The organism is Paraglaciecola psychrophila 170 (assembly GCF_000347635.1).
Taxonomy (GTDB): Bacteria; Pseudomonadota; Gammaproteobacteria; order Enterobacterales; family Alteromonadaceae; genus Paraglaciecola; species Paraglaciecola psychrophila.
This window is the reverse complement of the sequence record NC_020514.1, coordinates 824081-844488: the sequence shown is the minus strand read 5'-3', so window position 1 is coordinate 844488 and position 20408 is coordinate 824081. Positions and strand designations below refer to the sequence as shown.

Below are 20408 nucleotides of genomic sequence, written 5' to 3'. Positions count from 1 at the left end.
TCAGCCCGCATTTTCAGCCCCTATGGAGGTAATAACAGAAGTTCCTGCTAACGAAGAAACTGTTTTGTCATCAGGTGGTACATTCAGCATTTGTAAACTGGCAGCCATAATTTTGCTAAAAACGGGGGCTGCAGTATGTCCTGCATAATAAAGCTCACCTTTGGGTTCATTAATTAAGATGACCACAGCCAACTGCGGATCAGATACCGGAGCAACACCCGCAAAAATATTAACGTACTCGTCACCATAACCATTGGCGATTGCCTTGCGACTGGTACCTGTTTTACCTGCTACCCGATAACCCGGCACTTGTGCTTTTTCTGCTGAGCCATTTTGTTCGGTTACTGTTTCCATCATCTGCAAAATTTGTTGGGTTGCTTGGGCGCTGATAACGCGTTCACTTTGTACTGGCATGTCTCGTTTAATAATACTTAATGGGCGACGAATGCCGCCGTCGCCTAAGATGCTATACATGCGAGCGAGTTGCAAAGCGGTTACCGAAATACCGTAACCAAAAGACAAGGTGGATAGTTCAAAATCAGACCACCGAGCACGGTGGTTGAATATGCCACTACTTTCGCCGAGCAAGTTGGCACCACTGTCACTCATTAACCCAACGTTGTAGTACATATCGAGTAAAAATTCTTTAGGTACCGACAAAGCAAGCTTTGAAGTGCCCATGTTGCTCGACTTGCGAATAATGTCGGTTAAATCAATTTCACCATAATTACGGGAATCCCTAACAATATTGCCACCTAAATGCATCCAACCTGGAGAGGTGTCAATTAAAGTGTCTACCTTTGCAGAACCAAATTCTAATGCACTTAACACCGCCAGTGGTTTAATTGAGGAACCTGGTTCATAAGCATCTGTTACAGCGCGGTTACGAATTCTGTGAGTTGACACGCCCGCTCGATTATTAGGGTTATAAGAAGGACTATTGACTAGGGCGAGAATTTCACCTGTATTTACCGCTACAACCACAGCTGAACCAGATGTCGCTTTATAATATTGAACCGCCTGTTTTAACTCTTTATAAGCTAATGCTTGAATCCGCTGATCGATAGTTAACTGAATATTTTGGGGCTTTTCGCCCTCTTCAAATTCAATCAGCTCAACCATTCTGCCTTTTCCGTCACGACGAATTTTTCGAGAGCCTTGGGTACCTGCGAGCAATTTGTTATATAACTTCTCAACCCCTTCTATGCCGGTGTCGTCAACATTGGTGAAACCTACAACGTGAGCAGATACTTCACCGCTTGGATAATAACGTCTTGACTCATCACGCAGATAAATCCCAGCTATCTTAAGTTCTTCGATATATTCGGCCATGGCCGGAGATACTTGGCGTTGCAGATAAATAAAGCGCTTTTCTGGATTACTGACTTTTTCTTTTAGCGCATCTAAATTCTGACCTAATACTTCAGCCAATGCCTGCCAGCGTTTTGTATTCTCGTTCTGCTTGCCCTGCAAATCAAAAGTAGGGTCTTCCTGAGCTTTTTTGTGTTCTTCTTGGATGGATTGAGCAATGGCTTTAGGATCAGCCCAGATTGCTCGAACGGGTACACTTACCGCTAACTGCTGACCATTTCGGTCAACGATTAAGCCACGATGTAAAGGATTAACTCGGGTTCGTAAAGTGCGGTTATCACCCTGTTGAATTAATAAATCTGGAGATACAACCTGTATGTACGCGGCGCGAATCCCTAGACCCACAAAAACCATTAAAATCGCAGTAACCACCACCACAAAACGCCAATGCAGTAAACTCGGAGCACTATTCACTTTTGCTTGTTTGGTGTTATATTTATTGTTTGCATTATTGCTAAGACGGCTCATTTTATCCTCACCACTACTTCTTCGCTGGGTAATGGACGGTGCATGTCGAGCTGACTTGTAACAAGTGCCTCAATACGGTTATGTTCGGTTAAAGCGCTTTGTTCAAGCACTAAATTTCGCCACTCCACATCTAACTGATCTTTCTCTTGCATCAAGCGTTCAATGGCTATCGACATTTGTCTGTTGTGATGAGCACTGAATATCACTAACCCCGCGCTAACTAAGAGTGCTAGAAACAACAAAACCCGCACTGGATGGCGGGTTACATCAGCAACAACAAAACTGAAAAGATTAAAGTTTGTATTTGGGGCACTCATAACTTTTCGGCAACCCTCAGCACTGAACTCCGCGCGCGGATATTTCTCTTTAATTCATCGGCTGATGGTTTAATCGCTTTGCCGATAGGTTTCATTGCTTTCGCTGCGTCTATTTCTACCTGTAAAATAGGCATACCGTGAGGTACATTTAAACCGCGACTTTGTTCGCGAACAAAACGTTTTACCAAGCGGTCTTCTAAAGAATGAAAACTGATAACAGTTAAACGACCCTGTGGCGCTAAAGTACTTAAAGCGGCTTTTAAGCCTGTTTTGATTTCATCTAATTCACTGTTTACATAGATACGTATAGCTTGAAAGCTTCGGGTCGCAGGATGTTTGTATTTGTCTTTAACCGGCACAGCTAAGTCAATAATTTCAGCTAATTGTGCAGTATCGGTAATCGGCGCAATTTGACGAGCATTAACAATACCGTGTGCGATCCGTTTACCAAACTTTTCTTCACCAAACTCTTTAATAACTTGGGTGATATCTTGCTCTTCAGCTACCGCCAACCAATCTGCAGCACTGATGCCTCTGGTGATATCCATGCGCATATCTAACGGCCCATTTCGCATAAAACTAAAACCGCGATCAGCATCATCTAGCTGTGGCGAAGACACGCCAAGGTCCATCAAAATCCCGTCAATTTTGCCTAGCAAGCCAAGTTCTTCGGCTACGGCCTGTAATTCAGAAAAAGGTCGATGATGAATAGAAAAGCGAGGATCGTCTGCTAGCGATTTAGCCGCTTCAATGGCACTAAGATCACGATCAATAGCAATTAGTTGACCATTAGCTGATAAGGCTTTTAATATTTGCCTAGAGTGGCCGCCGCGCCCAAAAGTCGCATCCATATAGATGCCATCAGGCTTAATAGCTAAGCCGTCAATAGACTCTTGTAGTAATACAGATAGATGTGAAAAATCTTTTTCCATTAAAGTGAGAAGTCCTGAAGTCGCTCGGTCAATTCAAAGTTAGCTTCTTGTTCAGTCGCTACATCTAAATTGATTTGTTGTTGCCATACGTCTGCATCCCAGATTTCAAATTTATTGAACTGGCCAACTAACATAATTTGTTTATCGAGCTTGGCATGTTGACGCAAAGGCGCGCCTAATAAAAATCGCCCGTTTTTGTCCATATCCCCTTCACTGGCATACCCCAGTAATAATCGCTGCATTCTGCGCTCGTGTGGGATCATACTTGAGAGACGGCTTAATTTAAGCTCAATTTCTTCCCATTCGGGAAGCGGGTAAAGCAGCAAACAAGGTTGTTGTGTGTCGATAGTACAAACCAGTTGTCCCTGACAATCATCCAACAAGGACTGTCTATACCTTGTAGGTATAGTCACTCGACCTTTAACGTCTAGATTGATTGCATTAGCGCCGCGGAACATTATTCCCTAACCTTTATTATTATTATCTATCGAAAATTAACTAGTAAACACAACACGTAACAAATCTGATCTTAATTTTTTATGATTTCTTTGGATTATCTAACCTGCCAGATCCACTTTATGCCACTTTTACCCACAATATACAGTTTAGGTACCACCCGTCTATCATGTCAAGGACTAAACGCTTCGATTTGGTCGGATTCTAGGGCTTGTGATCAGTGGTTTTGTAGAAGTGTCTGAATTAGTAGAGAAAACCTACAAACTGACGCAATTTGGTAACAGCAAAAATAATTGGCTTATCGTTTTTGGTAAAAAGTGTTGGCAACCAGGCGAGGTTTAATATAAGTACTTGTATCGAATCAAATAATATCAGTGATTGTAAAAAATCGACCCTATGTTGATGAAATAAAGCTTCGGACAGAGGGTATAAACAGTCTGCATAATTTATATGCCAGAAACACTGCCTCAATCGTATCGTTGAAGGACAATTGAATCGACTATACTCGCCAAAATAAGATATAAAAGAAGGGAGAGGCTGTGCCAAATGAGCTAGCTAAGCCCACTGAGAAATTATTTTACTATGGGAAATTTGCAATGCTTATGCGAAGAAACAATCAGTCTAAATTTCATTTTACAGCCATGATAACGGATGAACTTGTAACGAAACACAGAAGCGAATTTCGTTGCATTATCACGGCTGTCTAAATTTCAACAAATAGATTGATAAGAATCTTGCTATGCAGTTAATCTGCGCCCGTTTCTTTTAAAAACGAAATGACACCTTGCATATATATCTTTTGATCATCAAAGATTGCCCAATGACTGCCATTGGGACTGTAAAGATATTGTCCTTTTGGAAACTCGTTTGACATCCATTCCATGTGTTTGGGGTCCATAGTGTCGTATTCAGCCCCTATTACCAGTGTTGGCACTTTGATGTCTTTCAAGTCAGCGGTCCTGTCCCATTCAACTAAAAGACCTGAGGCACCAAGTTCACTTGGCCCTTGCATAGGAATATAAACTTCAGGGTTAAGATGCTTAAACGACCTATTAACTGGGTCAGGCCACTTTTCAGGTGGCATACGCAGCACGTGTTTTACATAATGGTGGTTCAGCAGCAACGCTTGGTATTCTTCATTCGTATAATCTTCTGCCGCTTCATAAGCCTTAATTTTTGCTAATGCCTCTTGGTTAAGATTAGGCATAATGACGTTTGTGGCATATTCATTATAAGCAGGAATTGAGGCCATCATATTTGAAATAATTAGGCCTTTCAGATTATGTTGATATTTGAGGGCATATTCAATTCCCAATATCCCCCCCCATGAATGACCTAAAATATAGAAGTTATCCGCTCCCAGACCAAGTGCAATTCTCACTTGTTCAACTTCTTCAACAAAGCGGTCTGTATCTAAAAGTGAAGGGATATTAGGCTGGTCGGAATAATAAGATCCTAGTTGATCATAATAATAATACTCAATGCCCTCTTGGGGCAAGTAGCTGTCGAAGGGCTCAAAATATTCGTGCGTACTTCCGGGCCCACCATGAAGCAGAAGAAGTTTAATTTTAGGGTTGTTCCCGACACGCTTGGTCCAGACTTTAAAGTCCCCAACAGGTGTTGAAATTGGGATGTCAATTCACATAAGTAGTTATGTTCTCAGCATAAAAATATTATACTCGCTAGTCACTGCTATAAAGATGTTATGTAACAATTAAACATATGAAATAATTGAAATTTTTTCTATATACCCGAAGGAACACCCTATGCCGCTAGAAAACTGCATTTTGTCTATTGACCAAGGTACGACCTCTAGCAGAGCTATAGTTTTTGCTCCTGATCCAAGTATTGTTGCTACAGCACAGCAAGAATTTGTCCAGCATTATCCAAATGATAGTTGGGTAGAACATGACCCAGAAGATATTTGGTCAACAACCGTCAATGTATGTAAGCTGGCTATTGCCCAAGCTGCTGAAAAGGGCGCAAAGATTGCCGCAATTGGTGTCACTAATCAAAGAGAAACGACTCTGGTATGGGATAAAAAAACCGGTAAAGCTATATACAACGCCATAGTATGGCAAGACAGACGCACGGCACAGCAATGTAAAGCCCTGCAAGAAGTAGGACATTTGAAGACAGTTCAAGAACGTACAGGATTATTACTCGACCCATATTTTTCAGCTTCAAAAGTCGCCTGGATTTTAGATAATGTAGAAGGTGCAAGGCACAAGGCACAAGCAAACGAATTAGCTTTTGGTACGGTAGACAGCTTTCTTATTTGGCGTTTAACCGGTGGAAAAGTGCATGCGACTGACGTCACAAATGCCAGTCGTACCAACTTATTTAACATTCATGATTTGTGCTGGGACCAGACCCTATTGGATATATTTAACGTACCTAAATCGATGTTACCAAAGGTGAAAGAATGCGCTGCTGACTATGGCGAGACCACTGAAGGACTGTTTAGTTATACAATCCCTATCGCTGGTGTAGCCGGTGAACAACAGGCAGCCAGCATTAGTCAATGTTGCTTTAATCAGGGCGACATAAAAAGTACTTACGGCACCGGATGTTTTGTATTACTCAATACTGGCGAAAAAGCATTGTCATCTAACAACAAGTTGCTTACAACAGTGGCCTACACCATCAATGGAAAAACTCACTATGCCTTAGAAGGCTCAATATTCATTGCCGGTGCAGCCGTACAATGGCTCAGAGATGGCTTGAAAATCATTGAAAGCGCCTCTGAAACCGAAGCTATGGCTAAAAGTATCCCCGATGATCATGGCGTCTTTTTAGTACCGGCTTTTGCTGGCTTAGGCACGCCTTACTGGGCACCCGATGCCAGAGGTGCAATATTTGGTTTAACGCGCGCCACCAGTAGCGCTCATTTAGCCCGAGCCGCACTTGAGTCCGTGTGTTTGCAAACCTCTGATTTACTGAAAGCTATGCGCGAAGATGGTGTAAACCCTCAAAAATTAAGAGTCGACGGCGGCATGGTTGCGAATAGCTGGGTCTGCCAATTTTTGGCCGAAGTACTCAATGTGACGGTAGAGCGGCCCAAAGTAATGGAAACTACGGCATTAGGTGCAGCTTATTTAGCCGGTTTACAAGTGGGAATTTATCAGTCGACTGACGAGTTAGCCAGTATGAACCAAATCGATAGCCGCTTTGAACCTCAGATGGACACAACAAAACGAGAAAAACTGCTCAAAGGCTGGGCAAGTGCGATTCAAAGTACTTTAGGATTTAAATCATGATTAACCGGTCGATTTTCGGCAAAATGCCAGACGGCACAATGGTCGAGCAGTTTTGCTTGACCAATAGCCATAACGTCAGCGTTGAAATTCTGAATCTTGGTGGAATTATTCGCCGTTGGTTGATACCCAACAATATAAATCAGCACACCGACATTGTTTTAGGCTTCGACACAGTGAGTGATTATTTAGCTGACGACAGTTATTTAGGGGCATCAGTAGGAAGGTATGCAAACAGAATCAACCAAGGAAAATTTAGTATAGCCGGTAGCGTCTATCAAACCGATATCAATCTAGGCGATAACTGTTTACATGGCGGTAGCCAAGGATTCAATAGAAAGGTATGGCAGAGCACGGTTTTATCTAAAGACGATAACCCGTCGATTATGTTGCAGCTCACCAGTCCTGATGGGGATCAAGGTTTTCCCGGCAAAATATCAGTCAAACTAATATATACATTAACCGAGCAGAACCGTTTAAAAATTGAATATTTTGCCACTACCGAACAAACTACTGTATTCAATCCCACCAACCACAGTTATTTTAATTTGTCAGGCCATGACAGTGGTTCAGTAAAAAGCCACCAAATTCAGATAATAGCCAGTCATTACACACCAACAAATGAGCATGCCATACCCACTGGTGAAATTGCAGACGTAGACAAAACCCCTTTTGACTTAAGGTCAATGACCACAATCAGTCAGCCCTTAATTTCGGATCACCAACAGATTAAATATGGCAATGGTTTAGATCACAACTTATGTTTAGACACATATACTCCCCATTCAAACGAAGCCACTTATGCAGGCAAGGCATCAACAAAAACTGATACTATAAACTTGCAGATTTATACCAATATGCCAGGCATACAAATTTTTACTGCCAACCACTTTGATAACAAGAAGGGTAAAGATGGCGCACTGTATCAAGCCCATCAAGGTGTGTGTTTTGAAACACAGTTCTATCCCGACACACCTAACCAGCCTCACTTTCCAAGTGCTACGCTAGAGGCCGCTAAAGAATTTTATTCTGTGACTGAATATGAAGTATTGTTTTAGTTAACCTAAACTCGGGTTAGTTATACAACAGCAACTTTTAATACTTTTAATGGGGTCTATGCTTTTTATCTGCGATTAAAATCTTAAAAAGCCCGTTACAACTCAGTTGTAACGGGCTTTTTAAATAATACTGAAAGAAGTTATTTTTTAGCGGCTTTCTTAGCTTTAGGTTTTGATTCAGGTGCTGACGCAGCTGCGGCTTCTTCTGTTGCTGGCTCTTCAGGTTGAAGTTGTAAAGCTCTAACAGGATTTTCGGTAGTCTGAGTCAACTGCACCAAACGGTTTAATTGTCCAAGGGACAACATCACTGCATATATTGCACCTAAGTAACCAATCTTATGTAACTCAGCTATAGTATCTGCATCTAACGCTTGAAGGCGTTTTTCGCTAATAGTTTGCATGCCGTTAATGTTGCGTTGTTGTCCGTCGACGTATTGTGCCCGAATGATAATTGACTCGAGTAACCCTAAGTCTTCAAGTTTCTTAACAAAGTCCCGTGTAGCCATTTCGCTGTTAGCTAATTCTGATAACAATTTTTGACGGTTATCTAAGAAAGGACTGGCTTCACCTTCGGTGAAAAGGGGCTCACCTTCCTTACCTATCAAGTCAGAATTTTCATCAATAAACACACCCAACTTTTCACCATCAGGGCGCACATCAAAAGGATAGCGTTGAATATTAAGAGGAACAACGTGACCAGACCACTTTTCGTTTTGCATGAACAAGTTCACACCTTGCTCAATACCTAACATGGCAACACTGTGAGTAGTCTCACTTTTAGGATCTTTAATGAAGATGATTGGCATACAACTAGCGACTTGAGCGTATTCACGTATTGACGCGGCCGCTAAATGAGTGTCTTTAGTGTGAGCAAAATCGCCGTTTAACTTTACATGTAAGTCTTTATGTTTGTTCTTATCTAGGGGAATATAATTCATTGTCATTGAAAAGTTCTCTAATTTATTTTGGATGAAGCTGTTTTTATAAGCCGACTAAATTTTCGCACCTGCGTGAATATTTGGGGATCATTATCACATTTACAAGCCATAAAAAGTAGAAGTGTGGCTTATTTGTAAATAACTTATGTCGAGGTTGCACGTAAAACGCACATATTGAGTCACTTTATCGAATATTGGGAGTAAATTTATCTGAAACAAATCTATTTCAAAAGATTTAGATTGGTTTTCTATGAAGACATTGCGGTAATAGTCTGGTTTAACTCTGATGATAGGTATATGGGAATATTAGTTGAGTGCATTGAACAACATTGCACACCATTAGTCGCTGCATCGCCAACTAGGTTACGTTTCAAATAGGCATGTATTTAAAATATATAACCTATTAACGAAAAATTTCACTGCAAGTTGTTAGATATAAACCCACCTAATATCATCAACTCAGAGTATCAATATATTCTTGCAGCTTGGCATCAGCCTCATCACCAAATAAAATCTCACAAGCTTCTTTTAATCCCGGAGCGGCAAGAATATCTGCTTGCCTGACCACGAGTGATATTTTTGAACGACGGCGTAAAAAGTCTTCTAGTTTAGTGACCATTTCGCGCTCTGCAGCATGTTCGATTTCTACCCGTAAGTATTCAGAATTTTCGATTAATAATTCGGCTTTTTCGGGATTTTCACGGATTTTTTCTAACATGTTAATCGCGTTACGCCCGTATCGTCGCCAGAACCTTTTAGTTAAAGGCTCTGAGGATTTAGGAGGGGTTAGAGCATCAAAATCCATAAGCTGTGCACGATGGAAAAACTCATCACGCACCGAATCATCGGGTTCGCCGTACCATTTGAAATCTTCATGAGGCAAACTAATACCTAATTCCTTGACTAAACCCGCGACCTCGTCGCCAACGTTAATACAATCGGTAAGTTTGCCACCAAAGATTGATAAATATTTGTCGTCTTTATTGGTGTCAATGGCGTGCTTGCGAGACAGTTGTACCCAATCGGCTTTGCCACCTTTACCTTTTATGGCAAGGGGCCTGACACCACAGCGTTCTGCGATAATATCAGCTTGCGTCAAAGCTTTGGGTAAGTCTAAAAGTTTGTTCACATTGTCTAAAACAAATTGCCTATCTTCATCTGTTACTTTTGCATGCGGCTCCTCAACCTGAGTATCAGTTGTGCCAATACAAGTTTTAGGCCCCATAGGTATTACAAAAACAAACGACCGTCATCAGCAAAGAAGGTCAGGACTTTATTGCTGTCAGTGATTTTATCAACAATTAGATGAATGCCTTTTGAGAACAAGTGATGATGCTCAGTTGTCTGCTGATTAACCTGATTCATAGGATCGACAAAAGGACCCGCTGAGTTGATGATGACTTTTGAGCGAATTTCGAATTCTTCACCGCTGATCACATCTTTGGCTTTTGTATTCCATTCACCATCAATTTTTTCAGAACCATTGGCTTGAACGTAATTAGCCGCTATACAACCATAACTCATGCTTGAACGAATAAAATTAAACACAAAACGTGCATCGTTATCGTGTAAAAACGCATCCGAGTATTCGAAACCACCGTTCAAGTTGTCAGTTTTAACCACTTTTTCGAGAGACTTTATTTTTCTAGCTGTTAGATACTGTGGGCTTTGTGTGAAAAAACGCCCCATGATCCAATAAACAATCGTGCCCATAAAAACGAACAAAGGCGGAAACCGAAAACCTTTTTGAATGCTGGTAAAAAAACGAATTTCTTTAACAGTTGAAGGATAACTGCGCATCAGATGATTGCGGCTTTTACATAATTTATTGACTAAACCATACTCATGACTTTCGAGGTATTTGATTCCACCCCACGCCAAATTTGAGGAGTTTGAACTGGTAAAACCGGCAAAGTCACCTTTATCTATTAAGGCAACTTTTGCGCCTTTTGCCGCGAGTGCGGCTGCCGATACTGCGCCGTTAATGCCGCCTCCGATGATTAATACATCGAAGGTTTTCTGTGGCAACTTCTGAATATTACTTTTTCTAAGATTATTCACACGGTTTCCGTTATTTTACGATTCTTGAATTAACCCATCGTCGCTGCCCCACGCGAGTTCAGCATTTTGTTTATAGAACACTTTATTAATTAACAGCGCCATGCTTACGCACGATATCAAAGTAATAAACATCAAATGGATATAGTGCAAACCAAAAGGTGCATGAAAAGGTGAAAATTCAAATGACAATGCACCATACAAAAACACCCCAAATATGACGGCAACAATACCTGCATTAGCGTTTACGTTTCTAAACACTAAACCGACTATAAATATCGATAAAATCGGCATACTAAATAAACCCCATAACTGCTGCAGCAGATTAATGATGCTGTCTGCTTGAGCATAAACGGGCACCAATAACAAAGCTATGACAGTTAACGAAGCCGTGATCCAAGCACTTAATTTGGCCACATTTTTGGGATGACCAACATAGGGTTCGTGAAGATCACACACATACAGTGCAGTAGCCGAGTTCAAGTTACTGTTAAACGTAGATAATACTGCTGCTGCCATCGCAGCAGCAAATATGCCTGATAACCATGTAGGTAATAAATCACCCACTATTTTTCCATATGCGGCATCACCAATGTCGCCATATAACTGAAAGGAAACGATACCTGGAATAACCACAATGGCGGGTACAATTAGCAGACGTATTCCAACCGCTGCAAATACACCTTTTTGCGCTTCTTTCAAAGAAGGCGCAGCCATAGCGCGCTGTGTGATAACCTGATTGGTTCCCCAATAAAACATTTGAATGAAAATCATGCCTGTCAATAAAGTAGGCCATGGAATAGGTGAATCACTATCACCTATTAGGGTTAACCTATCAGCTGGTATGGCAGAAAAATCATAATCAATGGCATTCAGTGCTAAGAACACTACTGCAATGGCCATCGTTAACAACAACACGCCCGAATAGGTATCTGACACAGCAACCGCGCGCAAACCACCAAAAATTGCATACATTGCACCAATAGTGGCGAATGCAATGGCTACATACATTAAAGGAATATCCAAATCGAACATGGTTATCATGAACAAAGAACCAGAATAAATGACCGCAGGGCAAAATATCAAAGCACTGCTCAAGAAAAATAGCGCACCAATCACAGCACGTATATTTTTGTTTTGATAACGTTTTTCTAATAATTCGGTGGTCGTGGTGCATTGATATTTGTAATACAAAGGCAAAAACACTTTAGCCAGAATCAACAGCCCTACCAAAGCAGCAAACTCCCACCAGGCCAACAGCGCCATTTGTGTGCCGTTAGTACCCACTAATTGATCGGTACTCAAATTGGTTAAGGTGATTGAGCCTGCTATGAAATACCATTTCAAGCCACCACCAGCTAAGAACAGTTCCTTATTTTGTTGACCTTCGGTCGCATTCTGTAAACGGCCTTTACCTCTACATTGCATGTAAGTAAGAAAGGCGATCAGTGTGGTGACAACTACAAACACTAAAATTTGAATATTTTGTCCAGACACTATTCTTCTCCCGAGTCGAGGCGCATTTGCACACCGGCTATTTTGAGTTCATCAGAACCATTATGTAATTTAATGAGTCGGTTGACCTGACCAAGTGAAGCCAACATTGCATGTATGGCAGTTAAATAATCTTTTTTGTTAAAATCGATAACTAAAGCGTCGCTAAGTTCACGAAGGGCAGACTGGTTAATGGTGTAGATACCTTTAATCTTGATGCTGCTACTGTTTTCATATTGAACCACAAGCTCTATTTCTTTTAGCAGATTGCAGTCTAGTAATTGTGCGATAAATTGTTGTGTCGCTATTTCATCTTTAAAATAGTCCGCGAACACCTTTTGAACTTGTAACAAACTTTGAGTTTGATTTTCACCATCAAACAACGCTTGCCCTTGGCTTTCACTGAGATATTGACTTCCCTCATCAACATACAAAGTCAGGGTTTTATCATTTTGTAAATCTGGTCCTAGTTCAAAAGGCACTCTTAATATTGATGCTGGCACATAAGTACCTAACCAATCACTTTCTGTAAAGTGCAGATTTTTTCCCGCTATGATCCCTAATAATGCAGTGGCATGAAACTTTCCTTCCTGAGGATCTTTCATAAACACCACTGGAAAACTGGTACTTGCTTGCACAAACTCATTTATCGTCACCGGTACATGATGCTGATGGGCTGAATGATTATAGTTTGTGTGGGGAAGAATTTTCTTTTTTTGGTGTTTAGCGGGGTCTAGTAAAACATAATTTGGCATCTATTTTCTCAATCTCACTTTAAATTAAATAGCTGAAAAACCAACTTGATTAACTTTTTCTAATAAATCTCTATGACGAGGTAATGAATATTTAAGTTGTTCTAGTCGTTGGCGATTTAACATTATTTGTTTGCTGGCTAATGCCGACTTTTCATACAAGTAGGCGTTGTTAGAAAAGTCAGTCTGAAATCCTGCGCCATATAAAATATATTGATAACTCGCAGCGCTGAAGGCTTCCATATTATCAGTAAAATCATACTCTGAAGGTGAGCGAAAGCGCCAAAGTTCTAATAATTCTTTTAAGGTATCGGGGACTGAGCTTGGGTCACGATTTTTAACCCAAAATGGTGTGTCTCTTTTGCTCAAAACATAATGTAACTTAAGAAAATCGATGACCCCTCGCCATTTCATCAACATGCTAGCATTAAACCTTTTCGCCACCATCGGCATTTGTTGAGTATTAGCCGGCAACTGCTCGGCAATCAAATTGGCTGAGGTTTCCACTAACATCAAAGCCGAGGCTTCTAAAGGTTCTAAAAAACCGGCAGAAAGGCCGACTGCAACACAGTTGTTTTTCCAGAAAATTTCTCTATGACCTGGGGTAAAATTAATTTTTTTAACTTTATCTATCTTGTATTTATCGCCTAAGTATTGGGCTAAAGTATCGTAGGCCTGCTCTTCGGTGCAGAATTGACTAGAATACACATACCCTACCCCTCTTCGATGCTGCAATCCGATATCCCAAATCCATCCCGCATCCTGAGCGGTAGAGATGGTACAACTAGAAATGGGTGAGTGGATATCTGTATAAGGTATTTGAGTGGCAAGTGCGGTGTCAGAGAAAAAGATATCGTCACAAGGTAAAAAAGGCACATTAAGGCTTTCACCCAATAATTTGCTTCGCATGCCGCTGCAGTCTACATACAATTCAGCACTTAGTTCACCGTTTTCATTCGTCACTAAAGACTTAATATCCCCGTTTTCAGCCATCAAAACGCGGCTAACTGTATCGCTAATCAGTTCAACCTTAAGCTCTGCGGTGCAATGCTCACGGAGTAATTCTATAAATTGTCCCGCGTCTAGATGGTATCCATAATTTGCCACGGCTTCGTACTGTTTATTAGCGATACTCTTTGGTGCTAAACCGTTTTCACATAAATAATGTTGAAAAGTTGCAGCCTGGGAAAATGAACATTTCCCCTGAGTCGCTTCACGCCAGTAAGGCGACAAATCCACTTTGTTGAATCCTTGAGGTTCAGTAAACGGGTGGTAATACGTATCATTTTCTGTATTTATCCAATTCACAAACTTACTAGCTTGTTTAAACGTGGCGTGACATTTTTTCAAAAATTTAGCTTCTGGTACACCAAGCTTAGCTAACGTTTGGCGCATAGTAGGCCACGTTCCTTCACCTACACCTATAGTGGAAATATCGGGTGACTCAATCAATGTCACCTTAACCCCAGCAGCATGTTTTTTAGCCAGCAGCCCCGCGGTAATCCACCCAGCTGTTCCACCACCTAAGACAATGATCTGTTTAATTTCTGACGACAAGCGCATCTACCTTTGTGAACCAACTAAAAAATTAACAGTGTGTGATTAATATCCAAGTAACCTAACAAAATGCTTTTTTTCAGCTTTTTTATAAGTGACTTGGATATTAATACAAAAAGGGGGGAGAGCCCCCCTTTTTGATTAAACAAACAATTTAATTAAGGATTAAAATGAACCTCTTACACCAACAGCATAACGCGAACCAGATCTCACTTGCTCAGTAAAATGAGTAGGTATGACTCCGTATTTTTCAACATATTCGTCAGTAACGTTAATACCTTCAAAGATGACAGTGAAATTTTCGTTTATGTCGTAACTAGCACTCACATCCCATTGGCCGTAAGTCCCTACATTCTCTGGTTGTCCCGTGTCTCCATTTGCAATAGTTTGCAAGAAAGCTTCACGGTTATTGAAAGCAATACGCGCTTGGAAAGCATCTTTTTCATAGAAGCCTATTACGTTTTGAGAGTCGCCCAAACCTTCCAAAGTTGTACCATCACTAGCACTGTTGACTACAGTAGCATTCATTTGAAAACCAAAACCGCTTTCCAAAGTGTGAGTCCAAGCCAATTCTAATCCATCTACTTGAGCAGTTTCTCCATTACGTGGGCGGGTAACACTAAATTCATAACTACCACTGGCTAAAGAAAACTCTTCTGGAGAAGGCGCCTGAGTAATGAAACCTTCCACTTCTTTACTGAATAAGCCAATAGAGACGGCACTGGCATCATCGTAATACCACTCATAAGACACATCCCAGTTTGTTGACAAGAATGGCGTCAAGTTTGGATTACCACCACTGGCTAACAATAAATCAGGTCTAGTTGAACCAATGTTAGTTACAGGTCGCATACTAGCCATAGTCGGGCGTGTAAGAGTTTCAGAGTAACCAAAACGCAATAACATATCTTCTTCCACTTCAAACTTAACATTCAAGCTAGGCAATAAGTTAGTGTAAGTATTACTGATAGAAATGGGCACAGATAACCTTTGACCAGTTGCGTCCTCTAGATATATTTGATCTAGAATTGTGCCATCTAATGGGTTTTGTTGAATGTCCAACAATGTCGCTTGATTACCAGAAGCAGTAGTAGTGGTTTCACTGTATCTAAAACCAACATTGACGGTCCAAGGCATATCGCCTAAATCACCCTGAAATACGAAGTCGGCATAAGCAGATAAGATTTCTTCATCAATTTCAAAGCTGGTACCTAGCTCAACAGGTGTATAACCATTTAATGATGCAAAAGCAGCAATATTAGTAGCTGGATCTTCACCTCTGTTAATAGATTGGGCGGTGATAGCTGCGTCTGATTCCAAAAAGGCTAAATAATCATTTACGTTGTAACCAAAGAAAGAACCTGGAATACCGTCAAACCAACCATTCGGTGTGATTAACTCAGCCAGTTCATCAGGTGCATCTAAATCATAACCACAATAGAAACAGTTTGGTAAACTAGGTGATTGAAATACTTTTGCTGACTTGGTTCTATCTTGAGTGTAAAGGCCGAATTTTAATTGGGTGAATGTTTCGCTGTTAGGGGTATATGTGAAATCTGCACGCATTTCAGTAATTTCATCTTCACGCTCGTCACCACCACGCTCCACATAGTGAGCACGCAATTTACTTGCATCAGACTCAGTGAAAGGCCCAGATATACCATCTGAAGAGAATGACGGCAGAGCGCCACCACCCGTGAAGTCGTAAGTATATCCGTTCGCATAACCCATAACTGTAAAGACGCGACTTTGGTCGCCACTTAAATCTTCAGCAGATGAGTTAGAAATATCGATATTGACATTAAACTGTTCGCTTAGCTGCCAGTCTGCGTTAAAACCAAAACCTTTTATCTCAACGTTGCGATCCAAACCTTGTTGCACAAAATCAGTCGCTCCAGCGCCACCGCCGGTGGGATCATTGAAGGCATTATGTGACCAATAATTAACAGTTTCAGTGGCAGCATCCACTTCAAAATCACGGAAGTTTCCAGGCGTAAACCAGTTAGCATAATTATTCACTTGTGATTCTACTTCAAACTTCGAATACAATCCGTCAAACGTTAACGTAATATCGTCACGAGGAGCGTATTGAACCACTAATGTACCACTGGTTCTTGTACGATCTTCTGAGTTAGACGTTAAATCAAGGTTACGAGGAACCCATACATTAAACGCTTCTTTACCGGTTCCTGCAGCTGCGTCAAAATCGTTGGTGGCAATTCTATCTACTCGGTAATAACCACGAGTGTCAGCTTGGTTGATTTGAGCTTGACGCTCTTGAACAGAGAGCGACAACAACACACCCAAAGTACCGTCATTAAAAGTGTTACTCACTAACCCTGAGAATGCTGGGTCGGTTTCTTCAGATAAGCTATCATAAGTGCCTTTAACACTGCCTACAGCAGTAAAGCCGTCCATATCGAAAGGCTTAGCCGTTTTCAAGTTGATATACGAACCGATACCACCGTCCTGATTTGCTGCATTAGATGTTTTATATACATCTGCACCTGCTATCAACTCAGACGCAAGCGTATCAAAACTAAATTCACGTCCAGCTCGCTCTGACGCCATTTGACGACCGTCGACTGTCACTAAGTTAAACTGTGGTCCAAAACCACGGACAGAGATTAACTGACCTTCACCACCGCTGCGGTCTATTGACACACCAGTAATACGTTGTAGCGATTCTGCTACGTTTTGATCTGGAAATTTACCAATGTCTTCTGCTGCAATCCCATCTGAAACAATCAGCGCTTCTTTTTTATCGGAGAATGAACGTTTAAGGCTACTTATCAAACCACGCACTTCAATGACTTCTATATTGTCATCTGCCGTCCCTTCTTGAGCGAAAGCCGAAGACATACTCAGACTAGCAGCAGGTATGATTAAAGCAGCTTTTACTGCCGTCCAAAGATAATTTTTTTTCATGTGATGTGTCCTGTTTTTGTCTAATTAATTATTATTTTGAGAATGTAATAACTTTTTTTGTTGATGAGCATTATTATTTTTATAATTATACTACTAGCCCCAGTAAAGTAGGCAGAGGTCCGCCCATCCAGCAACAATTTATAAACATATTTTCAACGTAGAAATATTCCCCGTTTACTATTTTTAACAGTTACTTGAGAACAATCTAAACTGAAACCTTTATCCGCAACAAACTATGATATTAGCAATGTCTTGTGTTACTTATGCCGGCAGCATGTTTAACTTACACTTATATAAGACAGAAGAGTATTCATTTTTAATGATAGACCTAATTTAATCTCAGTTATATTTTGTTAACAAATCACTTGTTAGCCAAAATAAAATTTAACATTTGAAGCACTTTAAATTTGCTTTATCCAAAATCTAAGAAAATTGACGTGTTTTAATTGCAAAAGATATCGCTCTCACGCTATAACACTCAAAATTTCTTGACGGCAGCTTTTAAAGCGGCCTCAATAAGGTTAAACCCAGATATGACAAATTCTCCACACAACTATATTTCACTTACCGGACGTAACAGCAGCTTAGTCATCGACTGTAACAATGATGCCCCCCAAATTATGTACTGGCGCGAAAAGCTGTCAGCACAAAGCACTGGCCAGATGATGAGCACACTGCGTTTAAGGCAAGAAGCACCCGCTTCACCCATGAAGGAAATACGCCGCTCTTTAACACCTACAACGGGCCAAGGTTATACCGGACATCCTGGTCTTAGTTTGCATGGAGAAACGGATCAATGGTCAGTCTTGACTGAAATATCAAAAGTTGAATGTGTAGCGCCTAATCACTATAAAATCACCAATATAGATACCAGCCGTAACCTGCAAGTTGTGCATACCCTTAATATGGATGCAGAGACCGACGTGCTGGCAATTTCAACAGAGCTGAAAAATAACAGCAATAGCGCTATTCATGTGGATTGGTGCGCGGCGGCTACCTTCCCTATTCCAAGCTATTTTAAACACATCATTGGATTTGAAGGACATTGGGCGGGAGAATTTCAAGAGCATCATCTAGAACAAAACTTTGGTTCCTACGTGCGAGAAAACCGCCGCGGAAGAACGTCCCATGATAGCTTCCCAGGACTTATCATGCGCACTAAAGCCACTGACCAATTAAAAGGTGAAGCCTATGGCTTTCATTTAGGCTGGAGTGGTAACCATAAAATTATTGCAGAAAAAATGGGCGATGGACGTGCCTATGTGCAAATGGGAGAATTATTATTACCCGGAGAAATTATTTTACAACAAGGTCAAACCTACAGCTCTCCTACTCTTTACGCCAGTTATACCAGTAAAGGATTATCTGCTCTTTCCCAGCAATACCATCAATATGTGCGCAAACATTTAATTAGGCCGTCGGTCAAAAACAAACCTCGTCCGGTGCATTACAATACATGGGAAGGCATTTACTTTAATCACGATGTGACGGTTCTAAAAGATTTAGCTACCCGTGCAGCAGCTATAGGGGCAGAACGATTTGTATTAGATGATGGTTGGTTTATCGGCCGTGATGATGACACTGCAGGTTTAGGCGATTGGTACGTAGATAAAAAGTACTATCCGCAGGGATTAACGCCACTAATCGACCATGTAAAAGCCCAAGGATTAGAATTTGGCCTTTGGTTTGAACCTGAAATGGTTAACCCCAATAGTAATTTATTTCGTGCACACCCAGATTGGATTTTAGGCACACCACCCAATCCTCAAGTAGGATTTCGTAATCAATTAGTCTTAGATTTAAGCCGCCAAGCAGTATTCGACTACCTGTTTGAACGCATTCATAGTTTGTTAGCTGAGTACGATATTTCATACATCAAATGGGATATGAACCGCGATCTCAATCACCCCGGTGACGCAAATGGCAAACCTGCGGTACATAATCAAACCCGTGCCTTTTATCAGTTGTTAGCTAAATTAAAATCAGCTCACCCAAAGGTAGAAATTGAAAGCTGTGCATCTGGCGGCGGCCGCGCGGATTATGGGGTGTTAGCACACACCGATCGTATTTGGACCTCTGACTCAAACGATGCTTTAGAAAGACTCAAAATCCAAAAAGGTTTTTCGTACTTTTTCCCGGCTGAGTTAATGGGCTCCCATGTTGGTCCTAGAGACTGTCATATCACCCATAGAAATATCAATATGGCTATGCGAGCGTCAGTTACGCTGTTTGGTCATATGGGCATGGAAATGGACTTGCGAGAATTAACTGACGAAGAAACTGTCGAGTTAAAAGCAATGGTTCAGCTGTATAAAAAACACCGACAACTGGTACATTCCGGTGATTTGTTCCGGCTTGAATTGCCTGACTATATGCATGGATTAGGCATAGTCGCACAAGATAAATCAGAAGCGCTGTTTTCTTATAGCCTGATTGCTTGTAGTTCGGCGTCTTTACCCGACCAATTCCATTTTGCTGGACTAGAAAAGCAAGCGGTATATCAATTAGATATTGTCTGGCCAATAAAGTCAGGTGGTTGCTGGCCTAAAGCCTCAATATTTAATTTTAAAACACACCTACCCGACGTGGATGGTAAACAGTTTTCAGGTGAAGTGCTGATGCAACTGGGTATGCAATTACCTTTACTGACACCACAAAGTAGCTTAATTTTTCATTTAAATAAGGTTAATTAATATCTGTGGTTAGTTAAGATCAATGTACAGCCATGAAAGGGCCAGCAATATTGCTGGCCCTTTCACTTTATCTTGTCAACCTATAGAATCATATTAGGGGAATTGTCCTCAACAATCATCTTTAGACTA

General features: G+C 41.0%; 13 protein-coding genes and 1 pseudogene. 3 read left to right on the top strand and 11 right to left on the bottom strand.

Annotated features, from left to right (window positions below; translation table 11 throughout):
- The 5 genes from C427_RS03730 to C427_RS03710 form a co-directional block, all read right to left on the bottom strand.
- A complete protein-coding gene (locus C427_RS03730; protein ID WP_007640763.1) occupies positions 1–1839 on the bottom strand; it encodes a peptidoglycan glycosyltransferase FtsI in 1839 nt (612 codons plus the stop codon).
- Entirely contained in the window at positions 1836–2156 is a 321-nt protein-coding gene (ftsL, locus tag C427_RS03725) for a cell division protein FtsL (RefSeq protein WP_007640761.1), read from the bottom strand. The genes C427_RS03730 and ftsL overlap by 4 nt, the downstream gene beginning before the upstream one ends.
- Complete coding sequence (gene rsmH, locus C427_RS03720; protein WP_007640759.1) at positions 2153–3088, bottom strand: 16S rRNA (cytosine(1402)-N(4))-methyltransferase RsmH; 936 nt, start codon at positions 3086–3088, stop codon at positions 2153–2155. Before rsmH ends, ftsL begins: the two co-directional genes overlap by 4 nt.
- Positions 3088–3546 carry a division/cell wall cluster transcriptional repressor MraZ gene (mraZ, locus tag C427_RS03715; protein WP_034899866.1) on the bottom strand — a complete coding sequence of 153 codons (459 nt, stop codon included), beginning with the start codon at positions 3544–3546 and terminating at the stop codon, positions 3088–3090. The genes rsmH and mraZ overlap by 1 nt, the downstream gene beginning before the upstream one ends.
- Before the next feature lie 743 nt (positions 3547–4289).
- Positions 4290–5171 (bottom strand): proline iminopeptidase-family hydrolase, encoded by an 882-nt coding sequence (locus C427_RS03710; protein WP_081589043.1) that lies wholly within the window; start codon positions 5169–5171, stop codon positions 4290–4292.
- A 139-nt stretch (positions 5172–5310) separates the two neighbouring features.
- On the opposite strand from C427_RS03710, the gene glpK reads away from it, so the two are divergent.
- Positions 5311–6804, top strand: coding sequence for a glycerol kinase GlpK (gene glpK / locus C427_RS03705; RefSeq protein ID WP_007640752.1), 1494 nt, complete (start codon positions 5311–5313; stop codon positions 6802–6804).
- Entirely contained in the window at positions 6801–7859 is a 1059-nt protein-coding gene (locus tag C427_RS03700) for an aldose epimerase family protein (RefSeq protein WP_007640751.1), read from the top strand. The genes glpK and C427_RS03700 overlap by 4 nt, the downstream gene beginning before the upstream one ends.
- A 140-nt stretch (positions 7860–7999) precedes the next feature.
- Here C427_RS03700 and C427_RS03695 read toward each other — a convergent pair whose 3' ends face one another.
- The 6 genes and pseudogenes from C427_RS03695 to C427_RS03670 form a co-directional block, all read right to left on the bottom strand.
- Entirely contained in the window at positions 8000–8803 is an 804-nt protein-coding gene (locus tag C427_RS03695; RefSeq protein ID WP_007640750.1) for a SapC family protein, read from the bottom strand.
- A gap of 448 nt (positions 8804–9251) precedes the next feature.
- A pseudogene (locus tag C427_RS03690) lies at positions 9252–10858 on the bottom strand (glycerol-3-phosphate dehydrogenase/oxidase).
- A 15-nt stretch (positions 10859–10873) separates the two neighbouring features.
- On the bottom strand, positions 10874–12352 hold the full coding sequence (locus tag C427_RS03685; protein WP_007640736.1) for an SLC5 family protein: 1479 nt from the start codon (positions 12350–12352) through the stop codon (positions 10874–10876).
- A complete protein-coding gene (locus tag C427_RS03680) occupies positions 12352–13104 on the bottom strand; it encodes a SapC family protein (protein WP_007640735.1) in 753 nt (250 codons plus the stop codon). The genes C427_RS03685 and C427_RS03680 overlap by 1 nt, the downstream gene beginning before the upstream one ends.
- Positions 13105–13128: 24 nt before the next feature.
- On the bottom strand, positions 13129–14664 hold the full coding sequence (locus C427_RS03675; RefSeq protein WP_201765507.1) for a tryptophan halogenase family protein: 1536 nt from the start codon (positions 14662–14664) through the stop codon (positions 13129–13131).
- Between the two features lie 159 nt (positions 14665–14823).
- A complete protein-coding gene (locus tag C427_RS03670; protein WP_007640730.1) occupies positions 14824–17586 on the bottom strand; it encodes a TonB-dependent receptor in 2763 nt (920 codons plus the stop codon).
- 533 nt (positions 17587–18119) lie between these two features.
- Here C427_RS03670 and C427_RS03665 point away from each other — a divergent pair.
- Positions 18120–20279 carry an alpha-galactosidase gene (locus tag C427_RS03665; protein ID WP_007640729.1) on the top strand — a complete coding sequence of 720 codons (2160 nt, stop codon included), beginning with the start codon at positions 18120–18122 and terminating at the stop codon, positions 20277–20279.
- The last annotated feature ends 129 nt before the right edge of the window (positions 20280–20408 follow it).

Coding starts and splice junctions, on each gene's coding strand:
- C427_RS03730 (WP_007640763.1), bottom strand. CDS start 1,839: ATGAGCCGTCTTAGCAATAATGCAAACAATAAATATAACACCAAACAA.
- ftsL (WP_007640761.1), bottom strand. CDS start 2,156: ATGAGTGCCCCAAATACAAACTTTAATCTTTTCAGTTTTGTTGTTGCT.
- rsmH (WP_007640759.1), bottom strand. CDS start 3,088: ATGGAAAAAGATTTTTCACATCTATCTGTATTACTACAAGAGTCTATT.
- mraZ (WP_034899866.1), bottom strand. CDS start 3,546: ATGTTCCGCGGCGCTAATGCAATCAATCTAGACGTTAAAGGTCGAGTG.
- glpK (WP_007640752.1), top strand. CDS start 5,311: ATGCCGCTAGAAAACTGCATTTTGTCTATTGACCAAGGTACGACCTCT.
- C427_RS03700 (WP_007640751.1), top strand. CDS start 6,801: ATGATTAACCGGTCGATTTTCGGCAAAATGCCAGACGGCACAATGGTC.
- C427_RS03695 (WP_007640750.1), bottom strand. CDS start 8,803: ATGACAATGAATTATATTCCCCTAGATAAGAACAAACATAAAGACTTA.
- C427_RS03680 (WP_007640735.1), bottom strand. CDS start 13,104: ATGCCAAATTATGTTTTACTAGACCCCGCTAAACACCAAAAAAAGAAA.
- C427_RS03675 (WP_201765507.1), bottom strand. CDS start 14,664: ATGCGCTTGTCGTCAGAAATTAAACAGATCATTGTCTTAGGTGGTGGA.
- C427_RS03670 (WP_007640730.1), bottom strand. CDS start 17,586: ATGAAAAAAAATTATCTTTGGACGGCAGTAAAAGCTGCTTTAATCATA.
- C427_RS03665 (WP_007640729.1), top strand. CDS start 18,120: ATGACAAATTCTCCACACAACTATATTTCACTTACCGGACGTAACAGC.